We start from the raw sequence: 21,336 nt of genomic DNA on the forward strand, positions 1-21,336 counted from the left end.
CGGCTGTTACGGCGTGACCTTCTCGATCAGCACGCTGCCCGTCCCGGCCGCGGTGCCCCGCGCGTTCACGAGCTGCACGCGCCCGAAGAACGTGCGGCCCGCCGGCGGCGCCGCGTTCGCGACGACCTGCGCGGTGACCGACGCCGAGGCGCCGGTGGCGAGCTTCACGGGCGTGGAGGCGACCTCCACCTGTCCGAGCGAGGGCGCGAAGTACACGTCCAGGTAGTCGTACGCGGTGGTGCCCGCCGGGACCGAGTAGCCGTCGACCAGCACGGTGTACGTACCGGCCGCGGGCGACGCCACGGAGACGGCCTCCTCGGAGTCGCCGTCCGCGGACGAGCCGACCAGGTTGCCCTGTCCGTCGTAGACCGACAGGTCGAGGTCGGCGGCGGCGTCCGAGACGTTGCCGATGCTCACGTCGAGCGACTCGGCGCCCGCGGGCACGTCCACCGTGACGGTGTCCGTGGCGCCCTGGGCGATGGTCGGCCGCGTGCTCTTGGAGGAGCCGAGCGGGCCGCCCTTCAGCGAACCGTCGACCGGGGCGAGCTTGTTCGTCACCTTCCAGGAGGCCGGGGTCGGCGTACCGGCCTTGGCGTCGGGGACGGTCACGACGGCCGGGTCGAAGTCGGCGCCCAGCACCTCGACGTTCAGCTTGTACGGGTTGTCGAGCAGCGGCGACGTACGGCGCGACTCGACCTCGATCTCCCAGACGCCCGGCTGCGGGTCGCTGTAGGCCCGCAGGTCGGGGCGGCAGCCGTTGCCGTCGAGGTAGTTGTTGTAGCAGTACGGCGTGGACGTGTTGTCGACCGGGACGCCGTACGGGTGGATGGCGATGAAGCGGGTCTGGCTGCCGGTCTTCAGGCCGCCGATCGCGACCTCCAGGTTCTTCGCGCCCTCGGGGACGGTCACGAAGTACGAGGTGGTGGAGTTGCGCTGGACCTTGCCGGACGCCGAGAAGGCGTACTTCTGCGAGGCGGACAGCGGGGCGGCGACCACCACGGTGGTCAGGACCTGCTTGTCGACGCCCTCGGTGCGCGGGTCGTCGACCTCCAGGATGGCGCTGCTCAGACCGGCGTTCTCGGGCCTGGCCTCGACCTTCACCGTCACCGGCTTGTTCAGCGGCAGCGAGATCTCGTCCTTGCCGACGATCCGGAACGTCTTGTCCCGGTTGTTCTCCAGACTCAGCTCGTGCCGGACGGCGCGGTCCGCGCCGGTCGTACGGGTCACGGTGACGTCGTAGGTCTTCTTCTGCCCGGCCTTGAGGCCGCCCTCGCGGTCGTAGAGGCCGGTGCCGAAGCCCGGGGTCTTGAGCGCGAAGTCGATCGCGGTGTCGACCGGGGCCTTCACCGTGTACTCGTGGGCGGTGGCGCCGTCACGGATCGAGTCCCAGGCGTCGGGGATGTCGATGAGGCCCGCGCCCTCCGCGTACGCCTGCGTGCCGCTGATGTGGTCGGCGGTCGAGGTCAGCGCGGTGCGCAGCGTGGCCGGCGTCAGGTCGATGCGCTTCTGCTTCGCGGCGCTGAGCAGCAGCGCGGACGCGCCCGCGGCCTGCGGGGACGCCATCGAGGTGCCCTGGAGCATCGAGTAGCCGGGCGGCAGGGAGTAGCCCGCCTCGGCGACCGGGCCGCCGGGGAACCAGGTCTGCGTGGTGTTGATGGCCGCGCCGGGCGCGGTCAGCGTCGGAGTGAAGCCGCCGTCCTCACGCGGGCCGCGCGAGGAGAAGGGCAGCATCGCGTACTTCTTCTCCACGGCCGAGCCGTAGTTGGCGGCCCAGGTCTGCTTGGAGATGGACGCGCCGACCGAGATGACCTTGTCGGCCAGGCCGGGGTCGCCGATCGTGTTGGCGCCGGGGCCCGAGTTGCCGGCCGAGATGACCAGCTGCACGCCGTAGGTGTCGATGAGGCGCGTGTAGAGCTCGGCGCGCGCGTTGTTGCCGTCGTTCAGCGCGGGCAGACCGCCGATCGACATGTTCACGATGTCGACGCCGCGGTTGGCGACGAGGTCGATCATGCCCTCGGTGAGCGCGACGTTCGTGCAGCCGCCGCTCCAGGTGCAGGCGCGCGAGGAGACGAGCTTGGCGCCGGGCGCCGCGCCGTTCATCTTGCCGCCGAACAGCTTGTTGGCGGCGGTGATGCCCGCGACGTGTGTGCCGTGCTCGGACTCGATGATGCCGATGTTGACGAAGTCGGACTTCTTGCCGACCCAGTCGCCGCCCAGCGGGTCCATCGGGACGTCCTTGCGGATCTCCACGACGAACGGCACCCGCTCGGCGATCTCCGTCGCCGGGTCGTCGGTACCGAAGTAGCCGATCTGGTAGCCGTCCTTGTACGGCTTCATCGCGGCGTCGTCGGTGAAGTCGTTGTTGTCGTTCAGGTCGACGCGGACCGTCCTGGCGGCGGCGTCGTAGAGGACGCCCCAGCTGTCGGTCGTGTCGCCGTCGCGGTTCAGGTCGCCGTTCGCGTCGCCGCCCACGGAGGCGGACTCGCGGAAGCGGCTGACCGCGTAGTCGCCGGCCGGGGCCTCCCAGCTCTCGCCGTCGAAGGTGAAGACCGGGCCCGAGCGGGCGTTGACCATCGCGCGCCAGGTCGCGTCGCCGTCGACCAGGGGGTCGGTCGCCGTCACCCAGTCGACGATCTTGCGCTCACCGGTCGTCGTCTTCTGCAGCGCGGGGTGCGCCACGTCGACACCGGAGTCGAGGATGCCGATGGTGATGCCCCGGCCGTCCGCCTTCGGGTTCTTCTTCACGAAGTCGACGGCACCCGTCTCGAAGGACGGGTTGTACGGGTTCTCGGCGGGCGTGTTCTTGCCGGGCGCCGGGTACGCGGCGGCGGTGGACCCCTTCTTGGCGCCCTTGGCCGTGTCCGCGGACGGGGTCGGGTCGTCCAGCACGATCTCCTGGCGCAGGTCGATGCCGTGCACGGAGGAGAGCTTGGAGGCCGCCGCGATGGCCGCTTCGGCCTTGGCGGTGGGGACGGTGGCGCGGACGTAGCCGAGCTTGTCGTAGGTGCGGCCGACGGAGCCACCCTTGACCGCGTCCAGCTGCCCCGCGACCTGCTCGGTCTGCCCGGGGGCGGTGGCGATCATCATCGTGACGTTCTTGTCGCCGCCCGCCTGCGCCTGCGCGAGGAGGTCGGCGTCGGCCGAACCGAGCTTTCCGCTCGCGGCCTTGACCGGTGTGTCGGCGGGTGTGCCCGGGTCGTCCGCGGAGAAGGCCATGGGTATCGGCCCGACCGAGGAGAGCGCGGCCACGAGACCGGCGGCGACGGCTATGCGTGCCGCGCGTCTCGCGCCGCTGATCGGAGCGCGCTGAGAGTTGAGGGTCATCGGCATCCTTGTGAGTAAAGGAAAAGTCCGTTCACGATCGGATCAACGTCGAATCGATCGCGTCAGTCCGGAATGTGAACCCGGATGACCGCTCAGCTTTACGCAAGAAACGGATGTTTGGGGAGAGCTGACCGTGACGTGAAGTGTTCATGGCGTAATTCCGCCATACGTCATGAAGCCGATCTCCGGCCAAACCGGGACGTGCGGGTGCCCCTGTCGTAACGTCTGGCCATGCAGAAGGAGTTGAGGGTGGCGGCTTACGGCGTGTGCGTACGGGGCGGGCGGATACTTCTCGCCCGCTTGGTGGAGAAGGGCGGCGGCAAGCGCTGGACGCTACCGGGCGGCGGCATGGACCACGGCGAGGACCCCTACGACACCGTCGTCCGGGAGGCCGAGGAGGAGACCGGATACACGGTCGAACCCCTCTCCCTGCTCGGCGTCGACTCGATAGTGCGGACCTACCCGCGCCGCCTCGGCGCCGATGTCGACTTCCATGCTCTGCGGATCGTCTACGAGACCCGCGTCACCGGCGGTGAACTCCGCCACGAGGCCGACGGCTCGACCGACCTGGCTGCCTGGCATCCCCTCGACGAGGTGCCCGCCCTGGACCGCGTGGGACTCGTCGATGTGGGACTCGCGCTGTGGCGGGAGAGGCCTGGGGTCGGTCGCGTGACGGGCATCCCGGACGCCTGAGATCCGGTGGCGGAACCTACCCCCTACCCCGCCAGATGAACATGGAGTGACCGGCCCGCTTCCGTTCGAGGAGGGCTCGGTGGACGCGGAGGGTAGTCCAAGATCGACGTACGGTGATCGGCGCTGCCCGTTGCCGTCCAGTTAACGCGCAGGTCACCCCCGGTGCCAACCATCAAGTACGAGCGGGAAGTTCGCGTCGGTGAACCACCCGCGACCACTGCTGACGCGTTCGCACCCGGGGAGACCGCGCCATGTCGCGCATACGCTCTGTCGCCACCGCCGCTCGTGACCGCCGCGCCTTCCTGGCCGCCACCGGGGCGGTGTCCCTCTCCGCGGGCATCGGCTTCGCGCTGCGTCCGGGAACCAGCGAGGCCGCCACCCACACCGCCACCGCCCAGGGTCAGCCGATCGCCGTCTCCCGCAGGGCGCCGGCCGCACCCCTGGCCCCGTACACCCGGGGCACCTCCCTCTCGACCGTCGCGGCCGCCCGCCCGGGCTCCGGCTACCGGCGGCTCGGCGACGGGCCCGCCTGGTCGCGCGTCGTCCGCGGCGACCTGGCCGCCCCGAAGACCGGCCGGGCCGAGCGGCGCACCGCGCTCGCCGCGTTCGTGCAGTTCACCGACCTGCACCTGGTCGACGTCCAGCACCCGCTGCGGTACGAGTACCTGCGCGCGCAGACCGCCAGCGCCTGGCGTCCCCAGGAGTCCCTGTCGGTGGCCGGCGCGGTCTCGCTCGTCGAGCGGGTCAACGCGCTGCGCGGCGCCCCCGTCACCGGATCCCCGCTGCACTTCGTGATGACCACCGGCGACAACACCGACAACAACGCCAAGACGGAACTGGACTGGTTCCTGAAGGTGATGAGCGGTGGCCGCATCACTCCCAACTCCGGTGACCCGGCCCGCTACGAAGGCGTCCAGAACAGCGACCTCAAGCTCTACTGGCAGCCCGACGCGGCCCTGCGCGACGCCGACAAGCAGCTCGGCTTCCCACGCATCGAGGGCTTCCTCGCCGCGGCGATCCGCGAACTGCGCAGCCCCGGCCTCAACCTGCCCTGGTACTCGACGGTCGGCAACCACGACTCGCTGCCCGGCGGCTGCTACGCGCCCGGTGACTCCTTCTTCGCCGAGTTCGCGGTCGGCGGCAAGAAGCTGATGACGCTCGACGAGTCGGTCGGCACCGCCGTCTGGAAGAACGTCAAGAAGGGCGGCGACCCCAAGGGCGCCGGCTTCAAGGCGATGCTCAAGTCCCAGGCGCGCAGCATGCGTTCGGTCACCCCGGACGAGGCCCGCGCCCCCTTCACGCCCACCGAGTACCTCCGGGCCCACCTCGACCCGGCGCACACCGGCACGGGCCCCGTCGGACACGGCTACTCGCAGGCCAACCTCGCCGCGAAGACCCAGTACTACACGTTCCGTATCGCGGACGACGTGCTCGGAGTCAGCCTCGACACCACCGACCCGGGCGGCCACTACGAGGGCTCGATCGGCACGGCCCAACTACGCTGGCTGGAGCGCACCTTGAAGGCGGCGGAGAAGAACAAGGAACACGTCATCGTCTTCAGCCACCACACCAGCAAGTCGATGCGCAACCTCCGCGAGGACCCGGCGCACCCGGGGGAGCGGCGCCACGGCGGCGACGAACTGGTCTCCGTGCTCGGCGCCCACCGCCCGGTGCTGGCCTGGGTGAACGGCCACAGCCACAAGAACGACATCACCCCGCACTCCGCCCCGGACGGCCGCTCCTTCTGGGAGGTCTCGACCGCCTCGCACGTCGACTTCCCGCAGCTCGCCCGGGTCATCGAGATCGCCGACAACCACGACGGCACGCTCTCCCTGTTCACCACGCTCATCGAGTCCGCGGCCCCGCACGGCACGGACTTCACGGACCTCTCCCAGACAGGCCTGGCGGCCCTGTACCGAGAACTCTCCTTCAACGCCCCGGGCGCCCGAACAGACCTGACCGGCACCCCGGCGGACCGCAACACGGAGCTGGTACTGAAGAAGGGCTGAGGTTCCCCGGCCCACATCCTCACCCTCCCCGCGAAAGCGGCCGGAACCAGCTCAACCACCCCAGCCGAAGGCAACCCCACCCCCCACCACCAGGTCACCCCCGTCGACCCACTCGCGACGGAAGGCGTGACCCGACATGACATCACCCCGCACTCTCCGCCTGAGCCTCACAGCCACCGCCGCACTCGCCGTAGCCACATTGACGGCCCCAGCGGCCCTGGCTGACGCACCGCCCCGGGCGAGAGAACACACCGCGACCCAGCAGGCGATGAACGCCGCGGTCGAGGACGGAGTCCCCGGCGTGGCGGCTCAGGCCAAGGACACCCACGGCACCTGGAAGGCCACCGCGGGCGTGGGCGACCTCAGGACGAAGAAACCCCGCTCGGCCCACGACCGCTACCGCGTGGGCAGCATCACCAAGACGTTCGTGTCGACGGTCCTGCTCCAACTGGAGGCGGAGGGCCGGCTCTCGCTGGACGACAAGGTCGACAAGTGGCTGCCCGGCGTCGTGGACGGCAACGGCCACGACGGCCGCCGCGTCACCCTCCGCCGGCTCCTCAACCACACGAGCGGCATCTTCGACTACACGTCGGACGACGACTTCGCCCGCACCTACTTCCTGAAGGACGGCTTCTTCGAGCACCGCTTCGACAAGCGGTCGCCCAGGGACCTCGTGAGCATCGCGATGGCCCACAAGCCGGACTTCGAGCCGGGCGCCTCCTGGAACTACTCCAACACCAACTACGTCCTGACCGGAATGGTGATCGAGAAGGTCACCGGCCACGCCTACGGCGACGAGGTCCGAGAGCGCATCATCGAACCGCTCGGACTGCACGCCACCCTCGTCCCGGGTACGTACCCGAAGGTGCCGGGCCCCAGCAGCCGGGCGTACGGCAAACTCGCCCGGACGACCACGGGCCCGACCTACGACGTCACGGAGCTCAACCCCGGCCTCGCCTCCGCGTCGGGGGAGATGATCTCCGACTCGGGCGACCTCAACCGCTTCTACTCGGCGCTGCTGCGGGGCAGGCTCCTGCCGAACAGGCAGCTCGCCGAGATGAAGACCACCGTCAAGGTCGACGCGATCCCGAACGCCGGTTACGGCCTCGGCCTCATCGAACGCGAGCTGAGCTGCGGTGTCGTCGTCTGGGGCCACGGCGGAGGCATCCACGGCTCCAGCTCGGAGGCCGTCACGACGGCGGACGGCCGCCACTCGCTCGCCTTCAACTTCAACGGCGACTGGTCGGGGAACAGCGACGCGGTGATCGAGGCGGAGTTCTGCGCGAAGCCGAAGCCGAAGCCGAAGGCGAAGTAGCCGGGCGGGTACGTACGCATGAGGGGCCGCCGAGAATCCGACGGCCCCTCTCCCCTCCTGATCCCGCCCTGCCTCCGGTGCTGCCCAGGCCCCTCCCTACCGGGGCAGCACCACGACGTACGCGGCCGGATCGCGGTCACCGGACGCCATCAGAGCCGTACGGACGACGGTCGCCTGCTGCTCCAGCGAGTCCCGCAGCTTCTTCGGCGTGACGTGGACGACCGTGATGCCGAGGCGCTCCAGGTGCTCGCGCTTGCGGGCGTACTCGGACCACATCGCGTCGTCGTCCTGGCGCGGGGCCCGGGTGTCGAGTTCGAGGGCGACGGCGTGGTCGGGCCAGTACGCGTCGAGGCCGCCGAGGTGCGGGCCGCCGGGCAGCCGGAGATCCACGTTCCAGACCGGGTCGGGCAGGCCGTGTTCCGCGACCAGGCGGTAGAGGCGGTCCTCGGCGATGGCCCGGCCCTCCGCGAGGAGGGAGTCGACCGCGTCCACCACATGCGGGCGGCTCAGCAGCCGGGCCTGGGTCAACTCCCGTACGACAGCGGCCGGTTCGCAGTGGCCGCCGCGGACGGCCTCGGTGAGCAGCCGGCGTACGACTCCCGCGTCGTTGAGGTCGGCGACCGCGTCGGCCAGCGCGCGCGGGACGGGCGCCACCGGGATGCCGCCGATCTGCTCGGGCTCCGGCATGCCCGGCGTACGGACGATACGGACGCAGCCCGTAGAACGCAGACGGCGCAGCCGCGGGACGAGGACGTCGACGCGGTCCAGGGACGGCAGCGGGGGAGCGGACGCGACGCGGTGCAGGGCGAGTGCCGCGAGACCGGTGATCATCGCGTCGGCGTACCCCTGCGGGGCGTGCGGTTCACCGGCGCCCGGCTGGGCGGGGACCGCCGGTTCCGCGACGGGGGAACGGGCCGCGTACATGAGGACCGCGTGCAGCCGCTCCTCGACGGTGGCGGGTCCCGGGCGGAGCAGGAAGACGCCCGGCAGGAGCTGCTGCCAGGAACCGCCGGGCCGGCACTGCGCGTTGATGTCGGCGGTGCTCATGCCCCGCGCCCGTAGGTGGGCGGTGGTGAGGACACGCTGCTGGACGTCGGACAGGTGGCGGAGGGGCCGGGGGGAGAGCGGGGTGTTGTGGTTCATGACCTCGAATCTCCCGCGCCCGGTCCGCCTCCTAACCGCTGTTACAAGCCCGTCGTCAAAACCGGACAACACCGCCCTAAAGTCCGACCCCCGGACTGCCGAAACCCCCTGGTCCGTACGGGGGTCACGGCACCGATTACCCAAATTCCGTAACTGTTATGGACGCCCCCCAAGTCAACCCCCAACACACCGTCCCCCTTTAGGGCAGCCCCTCCAGGGAACCCCCACCAGGGGCGCGGGGAACGGCGCAGTCTTTTGTCCTCGGCTTTTAGGGGCGCGGGGAACGGCGCAATCTTGTGTCTTCAGGGGGCGCAGCCCCCAAGGAGCGCGGGGAACTGCGCGCCCAGCGACAGCGCACCCGCACCCGCCCCCGAAATCTCAACCGGCGGCAGCCCCATCACACGCCTGCCCACGAAGCGCGCGCCCCAGATCATCCCGAGCCTCGACCACCAACCGCCGAAGCGCGGGCGCGGCCTCCCCGTGAGAGGCAAGCCACGCATCAGCAGCGGCCAGCGTCTCGGCAGAGTCCTGCAGCGACGGGAACAGCCCCCGCACCACATCCATCCCGATCTGGATCGACCGCTCCGCCCACACCCGCTCGATCACCTCGAAGTACTTCGACGCGTACGAAGCGGTCAGCTCCCGATGGGACGCCTGCGCGAACCCCCCGATCGTCGCCTCCACCAGCGCGTTGGACAGCGAGTCCGACTCCACCACGGCGGCCCACGCCTGCGCCTTGACCGCCGCGGACGGCCGCGCCGCCAGACACCGCACCTGATGCCGCTTGCCGGACGCCGTGTCGTCGCGGGCCAGCTCCGCGGCGAGCACCGCCTCGTCCGCGACCCCGTGCGCGGCGAGCGGTTCGAGGAACGCCCACCGCAGCTCCTGGTCGACCTCAAGCCCGTCGATCTTCGCCGACCCCTCCAGCAGCTCCTGGAGCAGCCGCAGGTCGTCCTCGCCGGACGCGACCGCCGCGAAGAACCGCGCCCACGTCAGCTGGTGCTGGCTGCCGGGCCCGGCGGACCGCAGCTCCCGCAGCGCGCCCTCGGCGAGCAGCCGTCCGCCGGCGGCCCGCCACTCGGGCGCCGCATAGAAGGTGAGCGCCGAGTTCGCCCACGCGTGGAGCGTCTGGAGCACACCGATGTCCGACTCGCGGCCCGCGAAGCGCAGCACGAGGTCGACGAAGTCCCGCGCGGGCATGAGCGCGTCGCGGGTCAGGTTCCACAGCGCCGACCAGCACAGGGCACGGGCGAGCGGGTCGGTGATGTCACCGAGGTGGGCCCGCAGAGTCTCCAGCGACCCGGCGTCGAAGCGGATCTTGCAGTACGTGAGGTCGTCGTCGTTGACGAGAACCAGCTCGGGGGCGTCCGCCCCGGCCAGCTCGCCGACGACCGTGCGCGGCCCGTCGACGTCCACCTCGGCCCGCGCGTACCGCACGAGCGAGCCGCCGCCGGAACCGTCGCCCGACCCGTCCGCGCCCTCCCGCCGGTACAGACCCACCGCGACCCGGTGCGGCCGCAGTTCGGGATGCGACTCGGCGGCCTCCTGGAGAACCGTCAGCTCACTGACCCGGCCCTCCGCGTCGAGGAGCACCTGCGGCGTGAGGGAGTTGACGCCCGCGGTCTGCAGCCAGGACCGCGACCAGGCCGCCATGTCGCGCCCGCTCGTCTCCTCCAGGACCGACAGCAGGTCACCGAGGCGCGTGTTCCCGTACGCGTGCCGCTTGAAGTAGCGGCGGGCGCCCTCAAGGAACGCGTCCCGTCCGGCGTAGGCGACCAGCTGCTTGAGGACGGACGCACCCTTCGCGTACGTGATCCCGTCGAAGTTGAGCTTGGCGTCCTCCAGGTCGCGGATGTCCGCGGTGACCGGGTGGGTGGAGGGCAGCTGGTCGGCGCGGTACGCCCACGCCTTGCGGTTGTTGGCGAAGGTGACCCAGCCGTTGGTGAAGCGGGTCGCCTCGACCATGGAGAACGTGCCCATGAAGTCCGCGAAGGACTCCTTGAGCCACAGGTCGTCCCACCAGACCATGGTCACCAGGTCGCCGAACCACATGTGGGCCATCTCGTGCAGGATCACGTTCGCCCGGCGCTCGTACGACGCCTGCGTCACGTTGCCGCGGAAGATGAACTCCTCGCGGAAGGTCACACATCCCGGGTTCTCCATCGCGCCGAGGTTGTACTCGGGCACGAACGCCTGGTCGTACTTCCCGAACGGGTACGGGTAGTCGAAGTGGTCGTGGAAGAAGTCGAGGCCCTGCTTGGTCACCAGGAAGACGTCATCGGCGTCGAAGTGCCTGGCCAGACCCTTGCGACAGAGGGCGCCGAGGGGGATCTCCAGCCGGGTGCCGTCGTCGAGGACCCGCTCGTAGGAGTCGGTCACATAGTGGTACGGGCCGGCGACGAAGGCCGTGATGTACGTCGAGATGGGTTTGGTCCCGGCGAACTTCCAGACCCCGTCGGTCAGCTCACCGGCGCCGTTGCTCCACACCACCCAGCCCTCGGGGGCCCGCACCTCGAAGCGGAAGGGCGCCTTGAGGTCGGGCTGCTCGAAGTTGGCGAAGACCCGGCGGGAGTCGGCCGGCTCGTACTGCGTGTAGAGGTAGACCTCGCCGTCCTCGGGGTCGACGAAGCGGTGCATGCCCTCACCCGTGCGGCTGTACGCGCACTGGGCGTCGACCACCAGCTCGTTGTCCTCGGCCAGGTCCTCCAGGAGGATCCGCGAGCCGTCGAAGACCGCGCCCGGGTCGAGGTCCCTGCCGTTCAGCGAGACGGCCGTGACGCCCGGCGCGATCAGGTCCGCGAAGCTCGTGGCACCCGCCTCCGCGCTGCGGAACCGGATGGTCGTCACCGACCTGAAGGTGCGCGGCTCGGCGCCCGTCCCGCCCACCGCGGAGCGCAGGTCCAGGGACACCTCGTACTCCTCGACGGACAGCAGTGCTGCCCGCTCGCGGGCCTCGTCGCGGGACAGATTCTCACCGGGCACGGGCGGCACTCCCTCGTGGCGTCATGGGTACGTGTGAACAGGACCGATCCTGCCATGTGCCCCTGACGGGGGTCACCCGGGAATGGCAGGGACGACCGGCGGTGTTGCCGCTGGTGGCAGTACCGAGGACTCCTGACACCGACACCGACAGACGCCGGCCGACCCGCGACCGACGACCCCCGACCGAGGAGAACCATGTCCGAGCAGACCTCCGTCAAGACTCCCGTCGACTTCTGGTTCGACCCGCTGTGCCCCTGGGCGTGGATGACCTCGCGATGGGTCCTGGAGGTGGAGAAGGTCCGGGACATCGAGGTCCGCTGGCACATCATGAGCCTCGCCGTGCTGAACGAGCCGAGGCTGGACGAGCTGAACGACCACTACCGCGAGATGATGTCCACCACGGCGTGGGAGCCGGTCCGCGTGGTGACCGCCGCCTGGCAGAAGCACGGCGCCGAGGTCCTCGGCCCGCTCTACACCGCGCTCGGCAACCGCATCCACAACGACGGCCAGGGCCCGACGAGGGAAGCGGTCGTCGGCGCGCTCGACGAGGTCGGCCTCCCCGCGGACCTGATCGACTACGCGGACCAGAAGGACTTCGAGTTCGACGCCGAGCTGCGCGCCTCCCACAAGGAGGGCATCGACAAGGTGGGCCAGGACGTCGGCACGCCCGTCATCGCGGTCCCCGGCGCCGACGGTGAGCAGATCGCCTTCTTCGGCCCGGTCGTCACCCCGGCACCCAAGGGCGAGGAGGCCGCCAAGCTGTGGGACGGCACGCTTCTCGTCGCCTCGGTGCAGGGCTTCTACGAGCTGAAGCGCACCCGCACGCAGGGCCCGGACTTCAGCAACCTGTAGCCCTCACCGGCCGGTGCGCCTCATTCCGGCTCGGGCAGGCGCAGGGGCTCCCTGAAGGGCTTCTCGACGAAGTATTTGCGAAGGTTGCGGCACTGCTTGGCTCCGCCGTCCAGCGGGGCCAGGCACACCATGAACCCGTCCACGTTGTTCGTGTCCAGGCGCTTCTTGAGCCAGGCCGCTTCCTTCGGTTCGAGGAAGCGGTGCTCCTCCTCAAGGCTCCGGCAGGTACTGCAACTCCGCATCGGCATCCCGTAACCATCGCCCGGAGTCCCCCGTACCGGAAGTCCCCCATACCGGAAGGCCCCCGCGAGTCACATCCTCGCGGGGGCCTTCCGTCCATCCGCCTGCCCGAGTGAAAGGTGAGAAGACGATCACGAGGCAGGACGCTTCAGGTCTTATTGCAAGTCTCTTGCAAATGCAGGCTAACAGCAAGAGGGTGGAGTCGCGTGGTCGAGCACGCGGAAGGGCCCTCGCACGAACCGTTCTCCGTGCGAAGGCCCTTCAGTGCCGAAACCGCCGTCAGCTCCCGGCGCGCGCCCGCTGCCGGGCGTAGCCGACCGCCGCCAGGAACAGCGTCATCCCGCCCGTCGAGTACAGCTGCACCCGGGTGTCCGGCTCCCGTGCCATCAGGACGAAGATCGCCAGCATGCCCGCGAGCGCCACCCACGTCAGTACCGGGAACGCCCACATCCGCACGGCGAGCCTCTCCGGGGACTCCCGTTCCAGCTGCCGCCGCAGCCGCAGCTGCGAGACCGCGATGAAGATCCAGACGACCAGGATCACCGCGCCGATCATGTTCAGCAGCCAGGGGAAGACGTCCTCGGGCCGCCAGTAGCTGAGCAGCACGCAGCCGAAGCCGAACACCGAGGAGGCGAGCACGGCGACGCGCGGCACCCCGCCGGAGACCCGGCCGAGGGCCTGCGGCCCCTGGCCCCGCTCCACCAGCGAGTACGCGATGCGCGAGGCCCCGTACACGTTGGCGTTCATCGCGCTCAGCAGTGCGACGAGGACGACGACGTTCATGAGCGCCCCGGCGCCCGGGATGCCCAGGTGGTCGAGGGTGGCGACGTAGGGGCCCTTCTCGACGACGGCCTTCGAGTCCCAGGGGACGAGCGTCACGATGACGGCCATCGAGCCGATGTAGAAGAGCGCGATGCGCCACATCGCCGTGCGTACGGCGCTCGCGACGCCCCGGACCGGGTCCTTCGACTCGGCGGCGGCGATCGTCACCGTCTCCAGGCCGCCGTACGCGAAGACCGAGGCCAGCAGGCCGATGACGAGCCCCTCGCCGCCGTTCGGCAGGAAGCCGCCCTCTCCTGTGAGGTTGGTGAGGCCGGGGGAGTCCGAGCCGGGCAGCACCCCGGTGATCGCCAGTACGCCGATGGCCAGGAACAGGGCGATCGCGCCGACCTTCAGCGCGGCGAACCAGAACTCGAACTCGCCGAAGTTCCTGACGGCGGCGAGGTTCGCGGCACAGAAGGCGACCATGAACAGGGCCACCCACGCCCACTCCGGTGTGCCGGGCAGCCAGCCCGTCATGATCTTCGCGGCGGCGATGCCCTCCAGGCCGACGGCCGTGCACAGCAGCACCCAGAACGACCAGCCCGCGGTGAATCCCGCCCACGGCCCGACGGCCCGCTCGGCGTGCGCGGAGAAGGACCCCGACGACGGATACGCGGCCGACATCTCGCCCAGCATCCGCATCACCAGCATGACGAGCAGACCGGAGACGGCGTACGCGACGACGATCGACGGGCCCGCGGCGGCGATGCCCGCGCCGGAGCCGACGAACAGACCCGCGCCGATCACCCCGCCCAGGGCGATCATCGACAGATGGCGCTGCTTGAGGCCGTGCGAGAGAGCGGGCGGGGGCGGGACGTCGGCGCCGGGCGAACCGGGCGCGACGTCCTCGGTGGTACGGGACATGAGTGGGGGTGGTCCCTTACGTGCGACTGCGTGCGGCTGGGCAAAAACGCCCACAGTCTGGGCGGCCCCTCCGCTCGCACGAAGAGGCCGTCCAGTATGCGGACACGCGCGGCACCCAGGGTGAGCCCCCGACTACACGGTTTCGGCTACGCGACCGAGGTGTAGTGCGAGGCGTCGCCCGCGATCGAGTAGCTCTCCTTGCCCTCGATGCCGACCGGCACGTCACCGGCGACCGTCACCCGGTTCAGGCGGCGCGGCAGGCCGTCGTAGTTGTCGATGGCGTAGTGCTGCGTGATCCGGTTGTCGAACAGCACCAGCTGGTTGGGCGACCAGCGGTGGCGCAGCACGTTCTCGGGCCGTACGACATAGGCCTGGAGCAGGTCGAGGACCTTGCGGGACTCGCTCACCGACAGCCCCACGATCCGCTGGGCGAAGCCGCCGATGAACAGCCCGCGCTCGCCGGTCAGCGGATGGACCCGGACCACGGGGTGGGCGGTGCGGAACTTGATGGACGTGAACTGGGCGCGCTGGGCGGCGTGCGCCTCGTCGATCTCCTCGTCCGGCACCGCGTAGTCGTAGTCGTTGGTGTGCTCGGCCCACAGGGTGTCCGCGAGCCGGCGCAGGGGCTCGGGCAGATCGCGGTAGGCGGCGGCGGAACTGGCGATCAGCGTCTCGCCCCCGTACGGCGGGATCGTGATGCTGCGCAGGGTGCTGGCCTGCGGCGGATTGAGGACGAACGTGACGTCGGTGTGCCAGTGGTTGGCGGCCCGGCCGCGCTCGCTGTCGACGGGCAGCACGTTCGGGGCGCCCGCCACGGCGGGCACGGTCGGATGGGCGGTGGTGAGGTCGCCGAAGTGCCGGGCGAAGGCCTGCTGGCCCTCGTCGTCCAGGTCGACGTCGTCGAAGACCAGCGCCTTGTGCTCGTCGAGGGCGCCGCGCAGGGCGGTGACGGTCTCCTCGTCGAGCGGCTTCGCGATGTCGACGCCGGATATCCGCGCGCCGATCTTCGCGGTGACCTTGCGGATCTCGATCTCGGGCATGGGGTTCCTCTCGGTGCGGGCGAGTCGGGTACGGGCGGGTCAGACGCGGGCGAGCGCCGGGGAGCAGGGCGCCGGGGTGACGTACTGGTTGGCGGGGCGGGGCAGTCCGTATCTCTCGCGCAGGGTCTGCCGGGGCCGGCCCTCCGCCCCGGTGTCCTCGTACTCCGTTCGGAGCAGGCCGCGGGTGCGCAGGATCGGCACGACGTGGTCGACGAAGGCGTCGAGGCCGGACGGCAGGACCGCGGGCATGATGTTGAAGCCGTCGGCGGCGCCGAGCGTGAACCACTCCTCGATGGCGTCGGCGACCTGCTCGGGCGTCCCGGCGAAGGTGAGGTGCCCGCGTCCGCCGCCGAGCCGGCCGATCAGCTGCCGCACGGTGAGGCGTTCGCGCCGGGCCAGTTCCACGACGAGCGTGTAGCGGCTCTTGGCGCCCTCGATGGAGCTCTCGGGCGGCAGATCGGCAGGCAGCCGGCCGTCCAGCTCCAAGGTCCCCGAAGGCAGTCGGAGCAGACCCTCCAGCCGGTCCACGCCGTGCGCGTACACGATGTGGTCCTCCAGCACCTTCTCGTTCGCGCGTGCCTCCGCCTCCGTCGAACCGATCACCGGGACGATGCCGGGCAGCACCTTGATGTGGCCGGGGTCGCGACCGGCCGCCGCAGTAAGGGACTTGAGGTCGGCGTAGAAGTCCTGCGCGTCCTTCAGGGTCTGCTGCGCGGTGAACACCGCCTCCGCGTAACGGGCCGCGAACGCCTTGCCGTCCTTCGACGAACCGGCCTGGACCAGCAGCGGATAACCCTGCGGGGAGCGCGGCACGTTGAGGGCGCCCTCGACGCCGAAGTACTTCCCCCGGTGCCGCGGCGGATGGATCTTCGAGTCGTCGCCCCAGACACCGGTCGCCTTGTCGGCGACGATCGCGTCGTCCTCCCAGCTGTCCCAGAGTTTGAGCGCCACTTCGAGGAACTCGGCCGCGCGGGCGTACCGCTCGGCGTGCGCGGGCTCCGCGTCGAGACCGAAGTTGCGGGCGGCCTCGGCACCCGCCGTGGTGACGATGTTCCAGCCCGCCCGGCCCCCGCTGATGATGTCCAGCGAGGCGAACTTGCGGGCCAGGTTGTAGGGCGAGTTGTACGACGTGGACGCGGTGGCGATCAGACCGATGTGCTCGGTGGCCGTCGCCAGCGCGGTGAGCAGCGTGAGCGGTTCCAGGGCGCCGGCCGGCCGCTGCGCGAGATTGCTCCACAGCTGCGGTCCGTCGGCGAGGAAGAGCGAGTCGAAGGTGCCGCGCTCGGCGGTACGCGCCAGCCGGACGTAGTGCCCGAGCTCCACATGGGCGTACGGATCACTCTCCGGGAGCCGCCAGGAGGCCTCGTGGTGGCCGGTGTTCATGAGGAAGGCGTTGAGGTGCAGCCGCCGTGTCACTGGTGGTCCTCCTGGGCTGTGCGGGCCTTCCGGCCCGTGCGGTCCGCCTGGTCGGTGTGGGCCTCCTGGCTCGTGTGGTCCTCGGTCACGCCGAGCGCGGCGAGCAGCCGTTCGCGGTACTCGCCGAGCAGCGGATCGCGGTACGAGCGCGGGTGCGGGCGGTCGATGGCCAGGTCGAGGCCGATCCGGCCCTGGTCGAGTACGAGGACCCGGTCGGCCAGCACGATCGCCTCGTCCACGTCGTGCGTGACGAGGAGGACCGAGGGCCGGTGACGCTCCCACAGTTCGCGCAGCAGACCGTGCATCCGGATCCGGGTGAGCGCGTCCAGGGCGCCGAACGGCTCGTCGGCCAGCAGGAGTTCGGGCTCCCTGACCAGGGAGCGGGCCAGGGCGGCACGCTGGGCCTCGCCGCCGGACAGCTCGTTGGGCCAGGCCCGCTCGCGCCCCGCGAGGCCCACCTCGGCGAGCGCGGCACGGCCCCGCTCGGCGGCCTCCTTGCCGTCGGTGCCGAGCAGGACGTTGTCGAGGACACGGCGCCAGGGCAGCAGCCGGGAGTCCTGGAAGACGACGGAAACCCGGTCGGGGGCGTTCAGTTCACCGCTGCCGACGACCTCGTGGTCGAGTCCGGCGATGGCGCGCAGCAGGGTGCTCTTGCCGGAGCCGCTGTGTCCGAGCAGGGCCGTGAGCTGCCCGGCGGGAAGGTCGAGGTCCACGTCGTCGAGGACGGTCCGCCCGTCGAAGGAGCGGGTGAGACCCCTGAGCCGCACGGCCGGGGCGGCCGGAGCCGCAGTGGTCGACGGGGCCGGTCGGGACGTCAGCTGTTCAGTGTGCGTCGCCATGACAGCACCCTCCGTTCGATGAGGCGGACCGCGCTGTCGGACACCAGGCCGAAGATCCCGTAGATCAGCAGACCGACGAGGATCACGTCCGTCTGGCCGTAGTTCTGGGCCTGGAACATCATGTAACCGAGGCCGCTGGTGGCGTTGATCTGCTCCAGCACCACCAGACCGAGCCAGGAGCCGGTGACGCCGAGCCGGAGTCCCACGAAGAACCCGGGCAGCGCGCCGGGGATGACGATCTCCCGGATGAACCGGAACTTCGACAGCCCCTGGACCTCCGCGAGTTCGACGAACCGGTGGTCGATGCCGGACAGCGCGGAGTACAGGTTCAGATAGATCGGGATGTAGACGACGATGGCGATGATCGCGATCTTGAAGGTCTCGCCGATGCCCAGCCAGAGGATGAACAGCGGGATCAGACCCAGGGTCGGGATCGCCCGGTTGAGCTGGACCGTCCCGTCGATCAGTGCCTCGCCGACCCGGCTGAGCCCGGCTGTCAGCGCGAGCGTCACCCCGGCGGTCAGCCCGAGGGCGAACCCGGATCCGGCGCGCTGCAGCGAGGTGAGGATGTCGGTGGGCAGCGTGCCGTCGCTCCACAGCTGACCCGCGGTGCGCAGGACCGTCCAGGGCGCGGGGATCGCGTTCGTGTCCAGCTGCCCGGCGGCTGAGGCGGCGGCCCAGAGCGCGAAGAACAGCACGGGTCCGATCAGCCGGGAGGCGGGCAGCCGCTTGCCGGGGGAGAGTGCGCGGCGGCGCCGCCTGGTCCGTCGTACGAGGGGAGCGGCCTCGGTGGCCGTGGCCGTCTCGCCGGTCCCGCCGTTCCCGGACACGGCGGTCGCGGTGGCGCCGGTGGGTGTGCCGGTGGCCGCGGTGGTGGTGGTCATCGCGCTCACTTCCGGTACTCGGCGGAGACGGCTTTCGCCGCGATGCCCTCGAAGCGGCGGTCGAAGAGCGAGTCGACCTCGAACTCCTTCACGAAGCCGCCCTCGGCCAGCAGATCCGCGGTCTCCTGCTCCCACTTCACGGCCTCGTCCCAGCTCGGCGGGAACAGCGGCTTGTTCGCGAGCTCGGTGATCGCCTCCGCCTGCGCGAGACTGAGGTTCTGCGTCTTGACGTAGAACTCCCGGTTCCAGACGTCGGGATGCTCGTACGCCCACACCTGGCCCTTGGCCCACCGCGGGATGTACGCGGCGACGGCGGCGGCCTTCGCCTTGTCGGCCAGCACGGAGGTGGGCGCCCACAGCAGGCTGAGGAGGTCCACGACGTCGGTGGGGATGGTGTGGGCGCCCTTGGACCCGTACTGCTTGAGGTAGGCGGGCGACTGGCTGTTGGCGAGCGGGGCGATGTCCACCTGGCCCGCCTGGAGCGCGGTGAGGAACTGGTTGCTGGTCAGCGGCACCAGCTCCACGTCGTCGTACGCCAGCCCGGCCTGCTTGAGTGCCCGCAGCAGGACGACGCCCTGGGCCTGACCCTGCGAGAAGGCCAGCTTCCTGCCCTTGAAGTCCTTCACGGACTCGATGTCGCTGCCGGGCTTGGTCGCGAAGAGGTAGTTGGGCTTGCGGGTGATGTTGATCGCGACGATCTTCGCGTCGTAGCCCTGGTAGTGCGCCTGGATGGGCGGGATGCCCGCGTTGTTGGCGACGTCCAGGGACTTGGAGCGGAAGGCGTTGATGACGTCGGGACCGGCGCCGATGTTCGCCCAGGAGGACACCTTGAACGGCAGGTCGGTCAGACCCGCGAGCTTGAACTGCAGCTGCTGGACGCCCTGGTAGGAGGAGATCTTGAGGCTCGTACCCGAGGGGACCTTGTCGGCCAGCGGGGCGGACGTCGACCCCTTGGTGCCGCTGTCGGCGGCGCTGCTGCCCGCGCAACCGCTGAGCCCGGCCGCGGCGGCGGCGCCGAGCAGGGAGGAGAGGAAGAGCCGCCGGTCGACTCCGGACGCGGACAGAGGTGGCATGGGAGGACTCCCTGAATTCATGGGGTGGTTCACGGGGGCCGTGCTGCGCACAGCGAGGGGAGGAGGTGCGCGCAACGCCGGCAGGCCGGAGCGGGAAAAAGGAAGGGGGAGACACGCGGCCGGCGGCCACACGGCAGCACAGCGCGAACAGTGCGAACAGCGGGAACAGCGGGAACAGCGGGAACAGCGGGAACGGCCGGAGCGTGAGGAGCGGCAGGTGACAGACGGACGCGGACGGATCGTCGGCGCGTCAACGTGTCAGCGCGTCAGCGTGTCAACAACAGAGGGTGCGGCAGCTCTTGGACTCGGTGCTCATGGACATGATGCTCCTGGCCTGGTGCGACGCCTGTCAACATTCGGATTTTCTGAATTAAATCGGCCCCGGTGAAGGGACCGAAGCGGCCCGGAGCCTGCCAGGGGACACGCCGAGCGGATCCCGGTAGAGCACGTCCAGAGCCACCGAGCCGCCCGCCACGGCCAGCACCGAATCCGGGAAACTGGTCGGCGCGACGGCCGCCGCCCGGTCGGAGCCGACCTCCTCGCGCAGCGCGGCGAGGCAGTCCTCCCGGTGGATGGCGCCCACCTCGGTGACGACGACGGTGTCCGGGTTGAGCACGTCGAGCAGGAGCCCCACGGCCCGGCCGGTCATCCGCGAGCGGTGCAGCAGCAGACGTACGGCGAGCGCGTCGCCGTCGGCCGCGGCGGCCAGCACGTGCATGGGGTTCGAGGTACGGATGACCCCCGCCTCCCGGGCCCGCCGGCACAGGGTCCGCTCGCTCAACTCCGCCTGGAGGCAGCCGGTCCGGCCGCAGTCGCAGCGCTCCGTGCCGCCCGCGAGCGGAAGATGGGCGATCGAGCCGGCCTGCGAACGGGGGCCGTGATGGACCTCGTCGTGGGTGGCGAACGCGGCGTCAACGACGTTGCCGACGAAGAGGTGCAGCACGCTCAGGCCCTCGCGCGCCACCGCCCCGAACATCCGCTCCCCGTTGACCAAGGCCCTCGCGTGGCCGTCCACATGGACCGGCAGACCGGTGTGCGCGTGGATCACCTCGCGCACGGGGACCTCGCGCCAGCCGAGGAGCGGGTGCTCCACGATGGTCCCGGAGTCCCGGTCCACCCAACCGCCGGCCGCGATGCCCACGGCGAGAGGGGTGCGCCTCGGGGCGTCCGTCAGGAGGGCCCGCAGCCCGGCCGCGGCGTCGGCGAGCACCCGGCCGGGCTCGGCGGCGCCGTCGTGGTCCAGCCGCCGCTCCGCGACGACCCGGCCGCGCAGGTCGAGCAGGGCGACCGTGGTGTAAGGGACCGCCACGTGTATGCCGCCCACGACGAACCGGGAGTCGTCCAGGTCGACCGGCACGTGGGGGCGGCCGACCCCGTTCGACCGGCGGGGTTCCGGGGCTTCCCGGATCAGGCCGAGTGCGGTGAGGCGGGCGCAGTGGTCGGTGACCGAGGCTGCGGAGAGGCCGGTGAGCCGGGCGACGGTGCTGCGGGCCACCGGACCGTGGCCCAGGACCGAACGCAGGACGGCGCTGGCACTGGTCCGGCGGCGGTCACTGTCGACGGCCGGGCGGGGGCGGGGTACTGGGCGAACGGGGGCGAGGGAGGAACTGGGCATGGGAACTTCCTCGGAGATGGTCCGACACTGCGCCGACGTCTGACGTCTGTCTCGTCTCGGCGGGCGGGATCAGCTCCGCGCTCGCCTCAGCGGCGGCGACAGGTGGCCGTGCCCTGGCGTCGCAGGTCGACGTAGCGACGCGACGCGAAGTTCTCGGCTTGGGGGACCATGCGTCGAGGGTAGGTGCTACGGCCCACTCCGGCCAGGGGGGTCGGCTCCCGTCAC

15 protein-coding genes are annotated in these 21,336 nt (G+C 70.7%); 4 read left to right on the forward strand and 11 right to left on the reverse strand.

All coding sequences use genetic code 11. The features are described from left to right. Positions 1-6: 6 nt before the first annotated feature. The gene (locus OHS59_RS29320) at positions 7-3,324 is read right to left on the reverse strand and encodes a S8 family serine peptidase (RefSeq protein ID WP_328496346.1); all 3,318 of its coding nucleotides are present in this window, start codon (positions 3,322-3,324) and stop codon (positions 7-9) included. Positions 3,325-3,555: 231 nt separating this feature from the next. Here OHS59_RS29320 and OHS59_RS29325 point away from each other — a divergent pair, with 231 nt between their 5' ends. From OHS59_RS29325 to OHS59_RS29335, 3 genes are all read left to right on the forward strand, one after another. Next, positions 3,556-4,017, forward strand: coding sequence for an NUDIX hydrolase (locus tag OHS59_RS29325; protein ID WP_328496347.1), 462 nt, complete (start codon positions 3,556-3,558; stop codon positions 4,015-4,017). A 251-nt stretch (positions 4,018-4,268) separates the two neighbouring features. Then, on the forward strand, positions 4,269-6,026 hold the full coding sequence (locus OHS59_RS29330; RefSeq protein WP_328496348.1) for a TIGR03767 family metallophosphoesterase: 1,758 nt from the start codon (positions 4,269-4,271) through the stop codon (positions 6,024-6,026). Positions 6,027-6,162: 136 nt separating this feature from the next. Continuing rightward, on the forward strand, positions 6,163-7,341 hold the full coding sequence (locus OHS59_RS29335; RefSeq protein ID WP_328496349.1) for a serine hydrolase domain-containing protein: 1,179 nt from the start codon (positions 6,163-6,165) through the stop codon (positions 7,339-7,341). A 96-nt stretch (positions 7,342-7,437) separates the two neighbouring features. On the opposite strand, the gene OHS59_RS29340 is transcribed toward OHS59_RS29335, so the two are convergent. Further along, positions 7,438-8,484 (reverse strand): hypothetical protein, encoded by a 1,047-nt coding sequence (locus OHS59_RS29340; protein ID WP_328496350.1) that lies wholly within the window; start codon positions 8,482-8,484, stop codon positions 7,438-7,440. 378 nt (positions 8,485-8,862) lie between these two features. After that, positions 8,863-11,466, reverse strand: a complete 2,604-nt coding sequence (pepN, locus tag OHS59_RS29345) for an aminopeptidase N (protein WP_328496351.1) — start codon at positions 11,464-11,466, stop codon at positions 8,863-8,865. A 195-nt stretch (positions 11,467-11,661) separates the two neighbouring features. On the opposite strand from pepN, the gene OHS59_RS29350 reads away from it, so the two are divergent. After that, positions 11,662-12,318: a mycothiol-dependent nitroreductase Rv2466c family protein gene (locus tag OHS59_RS29350; protein ID WP_328496352.1), complete on the forward strand. Its 657-nt coding sequence runs from the start codon at positions 11,662-11,664 to the stop codon at positions 12,316-12,318. Between the two features lie 20 nt (positions 12,319-12,338). Here OHS59_RS29350 and OHS59_RS29355 read toward each other — a convergent pair whose 3' ends face one another. From OHS59_RS29355 to OHS59_RS29390, 8 genes are all read right to left on the reverse strand, one after another. Further along, positions 12,339-12,560 (reverse strand): hypothetical protein, encoded by a 222-nt coding sequence (locus OHS59_RS29355; protein WP_328496353.1) that lies wholly within the window; start codon positions 12,558-12,560, stop codon positions 12,339-12,341. 277 nt (positions 12,561-12,837) lie between these two features. Further along, positions 12,838-14,244: an amino acid permease gene (locus OHS59_RS29360; RefSeq protein WP_328496354.1), complete on the reverse strand. Its 1,407-nt coding sequence runs from the start codon at positions 14,242-14,244 to the stop codon at positions 12,838-12,840. 146 nt (positions 14,245-14,390) lie between these two features. Further along, positions 14,391-15,284 carry a TauD/TfdA dioxygenase family protein gene (locus tag OHS59_RS29365; RefSeq protein ID WP_328496355.1) on the reverse strand — a complete coding sequence of 298 codons (894 nt, stop codon included), beginning with the start codon at positions 15,282-15,284 and terminating at the stop codon, positions 14,391-14,393. Between the two features lie 39 nt (positions 15,285-15,323). Continuing rightward, positions 15,324-16,700, reverse strand: coding sequence for an LLM class flavin-dependent oxidoreductase (locus OHS59_RS29370; protein ID WP_328496356.1), 1,377 nt, complete (start codon positions 16,698-16,700; stop codon positions 15,324-15,326). Further along, positions 16,697-17,539, reverse strand: coding sequence for an ABC transporter ATP-binding protein (locus OHS59_RS29375; RefSeq protein WP_328496357.1), 843 nt, complete (start codon positions 17,537-17,539; stop codon positions 16,697-16,699). The genes OHS59_RS29370 and OHS59_RS29375 overlap by 4 nt, the downstream gene beginning before the upstream one ends. After that, on the reverse strand, positions 17,515-18,423 hold the full coding sequence (locus tag OHS59_RS29380; protein WP_328496358.1) for an ABC transporter permease: 909 nt from the start codon (positions 18,421-18,423) through the stop codon (positions 17,515-17,517). Before OHS59_RS29380 ends, OHS59_RS29375 begins: the two co-directional genes overlap by 25 nt. Before the next feature lie 5 nt (positions 18,424-18,428). After that, a complete protein-coding gene (locus OHS59_RS29385) occupies positions 18,429-19,496 on the reverse strand; it encodes an ABC transporter substrate-binding protein (RefSeq protein ID WP_328496359.1) in 1,068 nt (355 codons plus the stop codon). Positions 19,497-19,866: 370 nt separating this feature from the next. Next, positions 19,867-21,111 carry an ROK family transcriptional regulator gene (locus OHS59_RS29390; protein ID WP_328496360.1) on the reverse strand — a complete coding sequence of 415 codons (1,245 nt, stop codon included), beginning with the start codon at positions 21,109-21,111 and terminating at the stop codon, positions 19,867-19,869. Positions 21,112-21,336: the final 225 nt, after the last annotated feature.

This window comes from Streptomyces sp. NBC_00414 (assembly GCF_036038375.1).
Lineage (GTDB): Bacteria > Actinomycetota > Actinomycetes > Streptomycetales > Streptomycetaceae > Streptomyces.